Origin of the sequence: Luteimonas sp. gir, assembly GCF_037198055.1 — a bacterium.
GTDB lineage: Bacteria > Pseudomonadota > Gammaproteobacteria > Xanthomonadales > Xanthomonadaceae > Luteimonas > Luteimonas citri_A.
In genome coordinates this window covers 1-12654 of record NZ_JBBAXQ010000018.1, presented here as the reverse complement: position 1 = coordinate 12654, position 12654 = coordinate 1, and the positions used below count along the sequence as shown (strand labels likewise).

Genomic DNA, 12654 nt, shown 5'->3' with positions numbered 1-12654 from the left:
ATGCCGCGGCCGGGCAAGGGTAGCGTGTGCGGTGTCGTCAGTCCGTCGGGGGGCGCAGGTGCGGCATCGCGGCAGCGGCCCCGACCCGCTCGGTCGAGCGTCCGGCGTAATGCGCAGCGAAGCGCACGTGGCTGTCGAACGGCGCCGCCGGGTCACCGGCGAGCGAGGCGGCCAGTGCGCCATTGAAGGCATCGCCCGCACCGGTGGTGTCGATCGGCTCGACCTTGTCGGCCGGCACACGATAGAACGGCCGCGTATCGCCGCGGGTCAGGTCCTCACGGTGGGACACGAATGCACCGGCGGCGCCGAGCGTGATCACCACCGTGCCGCGCGGCAGCAGCGTGCGGCACCAGCGGTGCAGTTGCGCGTCGGCGGTGCCGGCGATTGCCTCGCTATCGATGCGATGGCTGGTATGGCGCTCGAGCAGGCCGGCAAACTCGGTCTCGTTCGGCGTGAGGATGTCGGCCGCGGCGAGCAGTTCGCGCAGGCACTGCGCATTGGCCGGCGCCGGGTTGAGCATCGTCGAGGTGCCGGCGGCGCGCGCCAGGCGCATCGCTTCGAGCACGCTGTCGAGCGGGGATTCGAGCTGGGTCAGCAGCACCCGGGCGCCGGCCAGCGCCTCGGCCTGCCGGCCGACCCAGGAGGCGCACAGGTCGCCGTTGGCGCCAGCACCGATGACGATGGTGTTGTGGCCGGCCTCGTCGACATAGATGCCGGCCGTGCCGGTCGGGTGGCTGCTCTCGCGCACCCGCATCGCGATCCCGTCCGCCTGGGCGAGTGCGCGTGCCTGGCGGCCGCCGTCGTCGTCGCCCAGCGCGCACAGGAAGGTGGTCTGTGCGCCTGCCCGGGTCGAAGCGACGGCCTGATTGAAGCCCTTGCCACCTGGCCCGGTGTGGTAACGGCCGCTGAGCGTCTCGCCGCGGCGCGGCAGGGTGCTGCAGTTCCAGACATGGTCGACATTGAACGACCCGACGACGACGACACGACTCACGCGCACATCCTCTCTGTCCCGCTTTCGCAGTGATCCGGCGTCAGGCGCCGATGTAGGTCAGCACGCCGGCGATCGTCGCGGTCATCAGCGTGGCGATGGTGCCGCCGAGCACCGCGCGCAGGCCGAACCGCGCCAGATCCTGGCGGCGGTCGGGGGCCAGGCCGCCGATGCCGCCGATCTGGATCGCGATCGAGCTGAAGTTCGCGAAGCCGCACAGCGCATAGGTCGCGATCAGGCGGCCTTGCTCGGTCAGCGCGATGCCCTCGACACGGCCGTTGACGATGTCGGCCAACTGCAGGTACGCGACGAATTCGTTGATGACGATCTTCTGGCCGATCAGCGAGCCGACCACCGATGCGTCCTGCCACGGCACGCCGATCAGCCAGGCGATCGGGGCGAGCACGAAGCCGAAGATCGTCGCCAGGTTGGTCGGGCGGCCGATCGCCTCGGCCAGGCCCGTGGCCTCACCGATCCATTCCAGTGGCCAGTTGATCATCGCGATCAGCGCGATGAAGGCCAGCAGCATCGCGCCGATGTTCAGTGCCAGGCGCAGGCCGTCACCGGCGCCTGCGGCCGCGGCGTCGATGATGTTGCCGGTGGTCTTCTCGACCTCCATCTTGACCGTGCCGCGGGTCAGCGGCTCGCGCGTCTCGGGGATCAGGATCTTGGCGATGACCAGCGTCGCCGGTGCGGCCATGATCGAGGCGGCCAGCAGATGCTTGGCGTAGAACGCCTGTTCCTCGGGGTTGCCGCCGCCGAGCATGCCCACATACGCGGCGAGCACGCCGCCGGCGATGTGCGCCATGCCGCCGATCATCATCGTGATCAGCTCCGACTCGGTCATCCGCGAGATGTAGGGGCGCACGGTCAGCGGCGCCTCGGTCTGGCCGATGAAGACGCTGGCGCAGACGCTGGTGGTCTCGGCGCCCGAGACCCGCATGACCTTGGTGATCGCCAGCGCCATGACCCGCACGATCGCCTGCATCACGCCCAGGTGGTAGAGCACGCCCATCAGCGCGGCGAAGAAGATGATCGTCGGCAGCACCTGGAACGCGAAGATGAAGCCGTAGGTCTCCACGTTCATCAGACTGCCGAAGATGAACTCCGAGCCGGCGTTGACGAACGAGAGCACCTTGACGAAGCCGTGGCCCAGCGCGTCGAACACCTCGCGCCCGCCGGGCACGCGCAGTACAACCGCGGCGAACGCGATCTGCAAGGTGACGCCGGTGGCGACCAGCTTCCAGTCGACGGCGCGCTTGTTGTTGGAGAACAGCCACGTGATCGCGAGCAGCACGGCGAGTCCGAACAGGCCGAAGCCGATCCGCGTCAGGTCTTCCATCGTGGCCCCCAGGCCCGTCGACAAGTCGCGCAGCCTAGTGCAGCGGGCCGGCACGGGCAACCACGGGCGATGTGAAGGCGGTGTCGTTCAGGCCCGTGGCGCCGTCGGCGCGGTGTGTCGGGCCGGACCGGCGGCGCGTCGGCGCGGCTTGCATACACTGGTGCGCCCGACCGCGAGGAACCCGCCCATGCATTACCGTCGTCTCGGCACCTCTGGCCTGCAGCTCTCGGCGCTCTCGTTCGGCGCCTGGACCACGTTCGGGCGTCAGGTCGGCCGGGGCCAGGCGCGCGAGCTGGTGGCCGCGGCCTGGGACCATGGCATCAACTTCTTCGACAACGCGGAAGGGTATGCCAACGGCGAGGCGGAGCGGGTCATGGGCGATGTGATCGCCGATCTGCGCCTGCCGCGCGATGGCTATTGCGTGTCGAGCAAGGTGTTCTTCGGCGCGGCGAGCGACCCCCGGCCCACCCAGCGGGGCCTGTCGCGCAAGCACGTGCGCGATGCCTGCGACGCCGCGTTGCGGCGGCTGCGGGTCGATCATCTCGACCTCTACTTCTGCCACCGGCCTGATCCCGACACCCCGATCGCCGAGACCGTGTGGGCGATGGACACGCTGATCCGCCAGGGCAAGGTGCTGTACTGGGGCACGTCCGAATGGCCGGCGACCGCGATCCGCGAAGCAGCGCAGATCGCGCGCACGCACCACCTGCATGGCCCGACGATGGAGCAGCCCGAGTACAACCTGCTGCGGCGCGAGCGGGTCGAGCTGGAGTACGCCCCGCTGTATGCCGAGCTCGGACTGGGGACGACCACGTGGTCGCCGCTGGCCTCGGGCCTGTTGACCGGCAAGTACGCCGGCGGCGTGCCGGCCGACAGCCGACTGGCGCAGCCGGAGCTGGGTTGGTTGCAGCGCGAGTTGCTGGGGAATGCGGACCGGGTGGCGCGCGCGGCGCGGTTCGTCGCGTTGGCGGCCGAACTGGGCGTCGCGCCGGCGCCGCTGGCGATCGCCTGGTGTCTGCGCAATCCGCACGTGTCTACGGTGCTGCTGGGCGCCAGCCGGGTGGAGCAGTTGATCGAGAACCTACAGGCGCTCGAGCTGGCGGCGTTGCCCGACAACGGCCTGTGGGCCCGGGTGGACGCGCTGGCGGACTGAGACACGCGTGGCTGTCTGTCGGACCACGCGTACGGGGCTTGACTGGGAAATGAGAATCACTAGCATTGAAGGCCCGCTCCCGAGGAACCGACCATGCTTGCGCCCCAGCTCCGCGATTCCGTTCCCGCCCGCGATTCGGCCGATGGCCACAACGTGCATCGCCTGGCCCGTGCCCACGATGCCCGTGCCCCCGAGCCGATCGAGCTCGACAGCGCGCAGCTGCTGCGCGGCCAGCGTGAACTGCAGATCCGTCACGGCAACGAGATCTACCGCCTGCGCCACACCCGCAATGACAAGTTGATCCTGACCAAGTAAGCCCGCCGTCGACCGGCGCCGCCGTCCCCCAGCGGCGGTCCCCGTCCATCCAACGATCTCTCCGGTCGCCCGCCCGCGCGTTCCTCTCCCCGCGCCCGCCAGCCAGCCGTCGCCCTCCAAGCACGAGTCTGCGCATGCGCCTTCACCCGCTTTCTGTCTCCCTGGCCCTGGGCCTGGTTCCGTTCGCCGCACTGGCCGCCCCCGACAGCGCCATCGACGCCGCCGCGCCGGCTGCGGCCGAGTTCGACCGGATCGTCGTCACCGCCACCCGCACCGAGCGCGCGATCGTCGACGTGCCCAATACCGTCGACGTGATCGATCGCGCGCGCATGGACATCTTGCTGGTGCGCGACATCGCCGACCTATTCCGCTACGAGCCCGGCGTGACGGTCGGCCGCAACATCGGTCGCTTCGGGCTGTCGGACATCCGCATCCGCGGTCTGGGCGGCAACCGCGTGCGCATCCAGACCGACGGCATCGCGGTCTCCGATGCGTTCGCCATCGGCAGCTTCTCCAACGCCAACCGCAACTTCGTCGACCCCGACACGCTCAAGCGGGTCGAGGTCGTGCGTGGACCGACGAGCTCGCTCTATGGCTCGGACGCGCTCGGCGGCGTGGTCTCGTTCGTCACCAAGGACCCGGCCGATTACTTGGCCGACGGGCGCGATGCGTACTTCGGCTTCAAGCTCGGCGCGACCACCGCTGACGAAGGCCTGTTCGCCAATGCCACCGCCGCGTTCGGCGGCGCGCGCTGGTCCGGCCTGGTGGCGGTCGGCCATCGCCAGGGCAAGGAGACCGAGACCATGGGCGAGGTGGGCGGCGAGGGCAGCGCCCGCACGCAGGCCAACCCGCAATCGGCCAACGGCCGCAGCGTGCTGGCCAAGGCGGTGTTCGCCCCTGATGCCCGGCAACGCTTCCGGCTGACGGTCGAGGGTAACGAGGACGACGTCGAGACCGACGTGCTGAGTGCGCATGGTGATGTCGTGATGATGCCCGGTGTGCCGGCATCGGCGCGTGTGCAGTCGCAGGTTGGCAAGGATCACCAGAGCCGTGCGCGGGTGTCGTTCGGGCACGAGATCGTCGGCCTGGACAACGCCTTCGCCGATGCGATCGACTGGCAGGTCTATCGCCAGGACAGCGAGACACTTCAGCGGACCGAGGAACGTCGGTCTTCGCTGGTCGGTGGGGCACCGGTCAATCCGGTGTTGCGCGAGCGCGCCTTTGATTTCGACCAGCGCGAGTACGGCCTGCAGGCGAACTTCCGCAAGTCTCTGGGACAGCGCGTCGTCCACGACCTGAGCTGGGGGCTCGACGTGTCGAAATCCGAGACGCGTCAGAAGCGCGATGGGCGGGCGACCCATCTCACGACCGGCACGGTGACCAACGTCATCAGTCCGGACGTCTTCCCGGTCCGCGATTTCCCGATCAGCGACACCACCAAGGCCGCGCTCTACGTGCAGGACGAGATCGCGTTCGCTGACGGCGCCTTCCGCCTGGTGCCCGCGGTCCGGGTCGACCACTACCGGCTCGAGCCCGAGGTCGACACGATCTTCCGCGAGGACAACCCGACCACGCAGGTCGCCGATATTCGCAAGACCCGGGTGTCGCCCAAGCTCGGCGCAGTCTGGCATTTCGCCGAGGCCTGGTCGCTGTTCGGCGGCTATGCCGCCGGCTTCCGCGCGCCGCCGTACAACGACGTCAACATCGGCTTCACCAACTTCGCCTTCGGCTACACCGCGATCCCCAATCCGGACCTGCGCCCGGAGACCAGCGACGGCCTGGAATTGGGTCTGCGCTTTGCCGGCCGATCCGCCTATGCCAGCCTGACCGGGTACTACAACACGTACGATGATTTCATCGAGTCCACGCGGTTCGTCGGCATCGATCCGGCCAGCGGCCTGATGGTCTACCAGTCGCAGAATGTCGACGACGCGCGCATCTGGGGCGTGGAGTTCAAGGGCGGACTGGACCTTGATGTCCTGGCGCCAGCGCTCGCGGGCTGGTCGCTGCGCGGCGCGGCGGCCTGGTCGCGCGGCGAGGATCGCACCGCCGGCGATCCACTGGCCAGTGTCGACCCGCTGACCGCAACGCTGGGCCTGGCCTTCGACGGCGACACCTGGGGCGCGGAACTGGCCGGTCGCTTCACCGGGCGACGCGATCGCCTGCCGCCGGCCAGCACGGCCGGCGGTTATCACGAGACACCGGGCCATGCGGTGCTCGACCTCTACGCCCACTGGACGTTCGCACCGGGCACGACGGTCAACCTGGGCGTACTCAACCTCGCCGACCGCAAATACTGGCCGGCGGGCAATGTGCCGCTGGTCGCCGCCACCTCGACGACCTTCGATCGTTACACTGCGCCGGGACGCAGCCTGGCGGTCAGCTTCGCGGTCGATTTCTGATCATGGCGCGCGCGGCGGCGTTCCTGTCTCCGGTGCCGGCGGTCGACGCCGCGACAACGTCGCCGCCGACGCCCGCGCAACTGGCGACCCTGGGGACGGTGTTATGTCTGCACCGGCCCGGGTCGGCGAGCGAGCTCGGTGGCTGGTCGCGGGCGCGCCGCGTCGAGGCACATCGCGCGCTCGATGGCGATGGCATGCGCGAAAGCCTGCTGTTCTTCGATGCCGAGGGCGCCTGCAGTTGGCAACTGCACCTGCTGCCCGACAGCGATTTCCTGGCATGGGACGCGCTGGTCGAGCGCTATCCGCTCGCCCGCAGTGCCCCGGCCGGCCTGGCGGAGCGCTTGTGGCACGGCTTGGCGCAGCGCCTGTGGGTCGGCGGTTGGCAGGCGAGCGTCCTGCGTTTCCACGCAATGATGCCGGCCTGCACGACGATCGACGGCCCTGCGATGCTGGTCGCCAGTCTGGCGACGATCTCGCCGTTGGGTGCCGACTGCGCGCGGCAGATTGTCCGCGCCTACGGCATCGCCCCGGGCACGGCACTCGCCGACGACGCGCCGCACCGATGCCCGGTGCCTGTCACCGATCCCACCCGCGCCGCTGGCGCGATGCCACCGCGCCGCGTCCGCGACCGCGCACGCCCGTTTCCACCTGTTTTCGGAGAACCTGCATGAATTCGCAAGCCGCCGCCCTGGCGTTCGTCCTGCTGCTGGCCCCGGCCTTCGCAGTGTCCGCCACCGCAACGCCAGCCCACGACCCTGCCGCCGATCGTGCCGCCATTCTCGCGATGCAGGGCGAGTACGCGGTGCGCTTTTCGTTCGAGGAGACCGCAGTGCTGGCGCCGGGGTACGAGCGCGTCGCCGCCAAGGACAGCGGCGGCGACGAAGTCGTGATCGTGGTCGAGGACGCCCCCGGCCGCATCGTGCTCCAGCACCTGCTGCTCGACGTCAAGAGCGGACACGTGGTCAAGCACTGGCGCCAGGACTGGCACTACGAGGCGCCGACGCGCTGGGAGTTCACCGCCGACCAGACCTGGCAGCAGCGCGAGGTGCCGGCCGAGCTCGTCCGCGGCGGCTGGACGCAGTGCGTCTACGAAGTCAGCGATGCGCCGCGCTATTGCGGCAGCGGGCGCTGGGTGCACGCCGGCGGCATCTCGACCTGGACCTCGGACGCGGATTGGCGCCCGCTGCCGCGCCGCGAGTACACCAAGCGCAGCGACTACAACGCACTGGGGGCGATCAACCGTCACACGATCGTGCCCGGCGGCTGGACCCACGAGCAGGACAACACCAAGACCGTGCGCGATGCGCGGGGCCGGCCGACCGCGCAATTGGTGCGTGAGTTCGGTTTCAACGATTACGTGAAGACCACAGCGATCGACTTCTCGCCTGCCTACGTCTACTGGGATGCCACCCAGGGCTACTGGGCTCGCGTGCGCGAGCGCTGGGAACGGCGCCTGGCCGCGCCTGCGGGCGTGCGCCTGAAGACGGAGATCGACGGCATGGCGCTGATCGTGCCGCTGTTCGAGCAGGCGCAGACCGTGCAGGACGGCGGTACGGTGACCGATGCCCAGATCGATGCGGTGTTCGAGGCCTGGGTGACGACCGCGACGCCGTAACGGACGCTGCGCGGCGCGCTTGGACCCGGCTTGCGACAGGGACGCCGCAAGCCGCTGCCGGCCGCGATGGATCGCGACCGTGCGTCACGACGGCTCGCCCTATACTCGGTCCAGCGCGGATGTCCGCGGATCGAATAGGGGAAACGCATGGGAACGGGATTGTTTCTGGCGGTGGTGCTCGCGCTCGCTGGCGTCATCGTGTTGTTCAAGACGGTGCGCATGGTGCCGCAGGGCTACGAGTGGACCGTCGAGCGCTTCGGCAAGTACACCCATTCGATGGCGCCGGGTCTGCACTTCCTGATCCCGATCGTCTATGGGGTCGGCCGCAAGATCAACATGATGGAGCAGGTGCTCGACGTGCCCAGCCAGGACGTCATCACCAAGGACAACGCGGTCGTGCGCGTGGACGGTGTGGTGTTCTTCCAGGTTCTCGACGCGGCCAAGGCGGCTTACGAGGTCTCGAATCTGGAGATCGCGACGATCGCGCTGGTGCAGACCAACATCCGCACCGTGATCGGCTCGATGGACCTCGACGAGTCGCTGAGCAACCGCGAGACGATCAACGCCCAGTTGCTCAACGTCGTCGACCACGCCACCAACCCTTGGGGCATCAAGGTCACCCGCATCGAGATCCGCGATATCCAGCCGCCGCGCGACCTGGTCGACTCGATGGCGCGTCAGATGAAGGCCGAGCGCGAACGCCGCGCCGTCATCCTCGAGGCCGAAGGCCATCGGCAGTCGGAGATCCTGCGCGCCGAGGGCGACAAGCAGGCCGCCATCCTGCAGGCCGAGGGCCAGAAGGAAGCCGCGTTCCGCGAGGCCGAGGCGCGCGAGCGTCTGGCCGAGGCGGAGGCACGGGCGACCGAAATGGTGTCCAACGCGATCGCCAACGGTGACGTGCAGGCGATCAATTACTTCGTCGCGCAGAAGTACGTCGAAGCGTTCGAGAAGCTGGCGACGGCGCCGAACCAGAAGTTCGTGCTGATGCCGATGGAGACCAGCGGCATCATCGGCTCGATTGCCGGCATCGGCGAGTTGGCCAAGGAGGCATTGGGCCAGAAGACCCAGGCGCGTCCGCAGGCGCCGGCACCGCAGCGCGGCGGGCTCTGACATGGACTGGCTGCGCGCGGACGTCGTCGGCTGGGCTGCGGTCGCGCTGCTGCTGATGGCGGCCGAGACCCTGGTGCCCGGCGCGTTCCTGCTGTGGATGGGATTCGCCGCCGCGGCGGTGTTCGTCGTCGCGCTGCTGGTGCCGGGCCTCGCATTGCTGCCGCAGGTCGCGCTGTTCGTCGTGCTCAGCTTCGTGTCGGTGCTGGTGTACCGCACCTGGTTCCGCAAGCGTGAGCGTCCGAGCGACCACCCCACGCTCAACCGGCGCGCGTCCCAGCACGTCGGTCGCGTTGTGCCACTCGATCAGGCGATCGTGGCCGGGCGCGGGCGGGTCAAGATCGGCGATGCCTTCTGGGTCGTCGAGGGGGCCGACCTGCCGGCCGGCACCCCGGTGCGCATCGTCGGTACCGACGGGGTGAATCTGCACGTCGAAGTCGCCTGATCTCGTTGTTCCAGGAGGCGGCCGGTGACGCCGCCGACCTGCGATAATGCCGGCTTTCCGCAGGCGAGCCGGCAGTCCAACATGACCCAGAAGACCATCCTCAACGCATCGCACCGCGCCCTGGGCGCGCGCATGGTCGACTTCGGCGGCTGGGACATGCCGCTCAACTACGGCTCCCAGATCGAGGAGCACCACCATGTGCGACGCGATGCCGGCATGTTCGACGTCAGCCACATGACCGTGGTCGACTTGCGCGGTGCGCAGACCCGCGCGTTTCTGCGTCAGCTCGTCGCCAACTCGGTCGACAAGCTCAAGAGCCCGGGCAAGGCGCTCTACACCTGCATGCTCACGCCCGAAGGCGGGATCATCGATGACCTGATCGTCTACTTCATGGCCGACGACTGGTTCCGCCTGGTCGTCAATGCCGCCACCCGCGACAAGGACCTGGCGTGGATCCAGGCGCAGGCCGCCGGGTTCGAGGTGGAGGTCAGCGAGCGTTCGGAGCTGGCGATGATCGCCGTGCAGGGACCGCAGGCGCGGGCCAAGGTTGCCGGGCTGCTCGGGCAGGTCGACGCGCTGGTGCTCGACAAGCTCGGCCGCTTCGCCGCAGCTGAACTCGAGGCCACGCCGTTCGGCGACCTGTTCGTCGCGCGCACTGGCTACACCGGCGAGGACGGCTTCGAGATCGTCGTCCACGAGCGCCATGCGGTCGCACTGTGGGAGGCGCTGCACGCCGCCGGCGTCGCGCCGGCTGGCCTGGGCGCGCGCGACACCCTGCGCCTGGAAGCCGGGCTCGCGCTCTACGGTCAGGACATGGACGAGACGGTCTCGCCCTACGAGGCCGCGCTCGGCTGGACGGTCGCGCTCGACGAAGGCCGCGCGTTCAACGGCCGTGCGCTGCTCGAACAGCACAGCACGGCCGCGCCGCGGCAGATGATCGGCCTGGTCATGGACGACAAGGGCGTGCTGCGCCACGGCCAGACGGTGACCACCGCCCAGGGGCAGGGCGAGATCCTGTCGGGGACGTTCTCGCCGACGATCGGCAAGGCGATCGCGTTCGCCCGCGTGCCGGCCGGCGAGCCGGGCGAGGTGACCGTCGACATCCGCGGCCGCCAGGTGCCCGTGCGCGTGGTCGCATTCCCGTTCGTGCGCAACGGCCGGGTCGTCGACGGCATCTGATCCACCGCAAGACCCTTGGCTTACACTAGCGCCACTTTCCCGCAGTCACGTTTTCACCGGAGCCGACAATGAGCGAAATCCCTGGCGACCTGAAGTTTCTGAAGTCACACGAATGGGTCCGTGTCGAAGGCGACGGCAAGGTCACCGTCGGCATCTCGGACCATGCCCAGGGCCTGCTCGGCGACCTGGTGTACGTCGAACTGCCCGCCGTCGGCGACACCGTCGAGGCCGGCAACGGCGTCGCCGTGGTCGAGTCGGTCAAGGCGGCCTCGGACGTGTATGCCCCGGTGTCGGGCAAGATCGCGGCGGTCAACGCCTCGCTCGCCGACAAGCCCGAGACCATCAACGAAGACGCCTTCGGCGAAGGCTGGCTGTTCGTCATCGAGCTCGACGATCCCGACCAGCTCGCCGATCTGCTCTCGCCCGACGACTACGCCGAACTGCTGGAGGAGGAGGCCGACTAAGGCCGCCTCGCGATCCGTGTTCACCAAAGCGCGCCCCAAGGGGCGCGTTTTTTTTGGTTGTTTCCCTGCATCACCCGGCAAGCAGGCGGTGCGAGATAGGCCGCTGTCAGGTCTCGTTCCCAGTGGTTCCGGTACGAGCCCACGTTCGGCCAGATGCGCATGTGCGAATGGCGACTCACGCACCGCGGCTTGTGCTCCGGCATCGGGGCGCGATGCGCAAAGTCCGACTTCGACGGTCGATCCTCTGTCCTCTGTCCTCTGTCCTCTGTCCTCTGTCCTTTGTCGTCGGTCGTCGGTCGTTGGTCGGTCTCTCATCGTCGGTCGTCGTGGCGATGCCGGTCGAGGTGTCTTGTACGAGGTGTCGCGGGGGCGAATGCGTCGCGCACTTTTCGCGCAAACCGATGTTGCGGCGACGCATCGGCCGGTCCGTGTCTACATCGCGTTCACCGGCCGGTTGGCGCGGTGATGAATGTTTCACCACACCGCACCGCGTCGCTTGCGCGTGCTCGGTGGGCATCTCAATGCCGGACGACTGTCGTGCAGAGTGCTTGTTTCAAGCACTTTCGTCGCTTCGCATGCGACGGCCGATCACGCACGTCGATGGTCGCGTCGGCAAGCGATCCGTCTTGTGCGCATCACCGCCGCGACGGACGTCGGAGATCGGGCGCGACAAAAGCATGTCCGCCTGTTGACAGTGGAAAAAACCGTGATTAGGTTTCGCGGCAACACACGCCCGCTATCAAACGAGTGAGTCGAGCCCCGACAACAACGCGCTGCACAACTCGGACCTCCGCCAGGAACATCACAAGGTGGATGCGGGCAGCATCTCCGCCGCAATTCCCCGACATCGAATCCGGCACCCCGTCGCGTGCGACGCGGGTGCCTTCGCATCACCGGGATGCTGTCGCCCATGCGACGACCTTCCGACCGAATCCGTCCCGATGCGCAGGGCGCGTCGACGGGTGCACGCGGGTCCGACTCCCGCGCGCCGTTTTGAGTACTGGGCAGCTGTACATGCAAGTCCACTGACGAGGAGAGCCATCCCATGGCCACGAAGAAAGCTGCAAAGAAGACCACCGCCAAGAAGGCGGCCAAGAAGACCGTCCGCAAGTCCGCTGCCAAGAAGGCCGTGAGCAAGGCCAGCAAGGCGACGAAGAAGGTCGCCAAGGCCGCGAAGAAGGCGACCAAGAAGGTTGCGAAGAAGGCCACCAAGAAGACCGCCAAGAAAGCTGCGACCAAGAAGTCGGCCACCAAGAAGGCGACCAAGAAGTCGGCTGCGAAGAAGGCCACCAAGAAGGCGACCAAGAAGTCGGCTGCCAAGAAGGCCACCAAGAAGTCGGCCACGCGCAAGAGCGCCACCAAGAAGACCGCCACCCGCAAGGCCGCGACGAAGAAGGCCGCGACCAAGAAGACTGCGGCCAAGAAGGCGACCAAGAAGACCGCCAAGAAGGCGGCTGCTCGCAAGACCACGAAGACGGCGGCCAAGAAGGCGCCTGCCAAGCGTGCACCTGCCAAGCGTGCCAAGAAGAGCGCGCCGGTCGTCATCCCGACCATGCCGACGCCGCTGATCTGACCGACGGCCTGTTGGGCCGTCACCGCAAAACTCTTCCTCCGCATGCCCAGGCGGAGGAGGAGTTTTTTTTT

12 protein-coding genes are annotated in these 12654 nt (G+C 68.3%); 10 read left to right on the top strand and 2 right to left on the bottom strand.

Translation table 11 applies throughout. The features are described 5' to 3' along the window. Positions 1-37: 37 nt before the first annotated feature. Complete coding sequence (locus WAF18_RS16855; protein WP_337246127.1) at positions 38-991, bottom strand: ribokinase; 954 nt, start codon at positions 989-991, stop codon at positions 38-40. A 40-nt stretch (positions 992-1031) separates the two neighbouring features. Beyond that, the gene (locus tag WAF18_RS16850; RefSeq protein ID WP_337246126.1) at positions 1032-2330 is read right to left on the bottom strand and encodes a nucleoside transporter C-terminal domain-containing protein; all 1299 of its coding nucleotides are present in this window, start codon (positions 2328-2330) and stop codon (positions 1032-1034) included. Between the two features lie 187 nt (positions 2331-2517). Here WAF18_RS16850 and WAF18_RS16845 point away from each other — a divergent pair, with 187 nt between their 5' ends. From WAF18_RS16845 to WAF18_RS16800, 10 genes are all read left to right on the top strand, one after another. Continuing rightward, complete coding sequence (locus tag WAF18_RS16845) at positions 2518-3483, top strand: aldo/keto reductase (RefSeq protein WP_337246125.1); 966 nt, start codon at positions 2518-2520, stop codon at positions 3481-3483. Between the two features lie 93 nt (positions 3484-3576). Then, a complete protein-coding gene (locus WAF18_RS16840) occupies positions 3577-3798 on the top strand; it encodes a hemin uptake protein HemP (protein ID WP_183426720.1) in 222 nt (73 codons plus the stop codon). A 134-nt stretch (positions 3799-3932) separates the two neighbouring features. Next, complete coding sequence (locus tag WAF18_RS16835; RefSeq protein ID WP_337246124.1) at positions 3933-6200, top strand: TonB-dependent hemoglobin/transferrin/lactoferrin family receptor; 2268 nt, start codon at positions 3933-3935, stop codon at positions 6198-6200. 2 nt (positions 6201-6202) lie between these two features. Continuing rightward, positions 6203-6871, top strand: coding sequence for a Hemin transport protein (locus WAF18_RS16830; protein WP_337246123.1), 669 nt, complete (start codon positions 6203-6205; stop codon positions 6869-6871). Next, the gene (locus WAF18_RS16825; protein ID WP_337246122.1) at positions 6868-7815 is read left to right on the top strand and encodes a DUF6607 family protein; all 948 of its coding nucleotides are present in this window, start codon (positions 6868-6870) and stop codon (positions 7813-7815) included. The genes WAF18_RS16830 and WAF18_RS16825 overlap by 4 nt, the downstream gene beginning before the upstream one ends. Positions 7816-7962: 147 nt before the next feature. Continuing rightward, on the top strand, positions 7963-8925 hold the full coding sequence (locus WAF18_RS16820; RefSeq protein ID WP_337246121.1) for an SPFH domain-containing protein: 963 nt from the start codon (positions 7963-7965) through the stop codon (positions 8923-8925). Between the two features lie 10 nt (positions 8926-8935). Next, complete coding sequence (locus WAF18_RS16815; protein ID WP_183426812.1) at positions 8936-9367, top strand: NfeD family protein; 432 nt, start codon at positions 8936-8938, stop codon at positions 9365-9367. Positions 9368-9448: 81 nt separating this feature from the next. Then, positions 9449-10546: a glycine cleavage system aminomethyltransferase GcvT gene (gene gcvT / locus WAF18_RS16810; RefSeq protein WP_337246143.1), complete on the top strand. Its 1098-nt coding sequence runs from the start codon at positions 9449-9451 to the stop codon at positions 10544-10546. A 68-nt stretch (positions 10547-10614) separates the two neighbouring features. After that, on the top strand, positions 10615-11010 hold the full coding sequence (gene gcvH, locus WAF18_RS16805) for a glycine cleavage system protein GcvH (RefSeq protein ID WP_183426726.1): 396 nt from the start codon (positions 10615-10617) through the stop codon (positions 11008-11010). Positions 11011-12055: 1045 nt separating this feature from the next. Beyond that, complete coding sequence (locus WAF18_RS16800) at positions 12056-12583, top strand: hypothetical protein (protein WP_337246120.1); 528 nt, start codon at positions 12056-12058, stop codon at positions 12581-12583. The last annotated feature ends 71 nt before the right edge of the window (positions 12584-12654 follow it).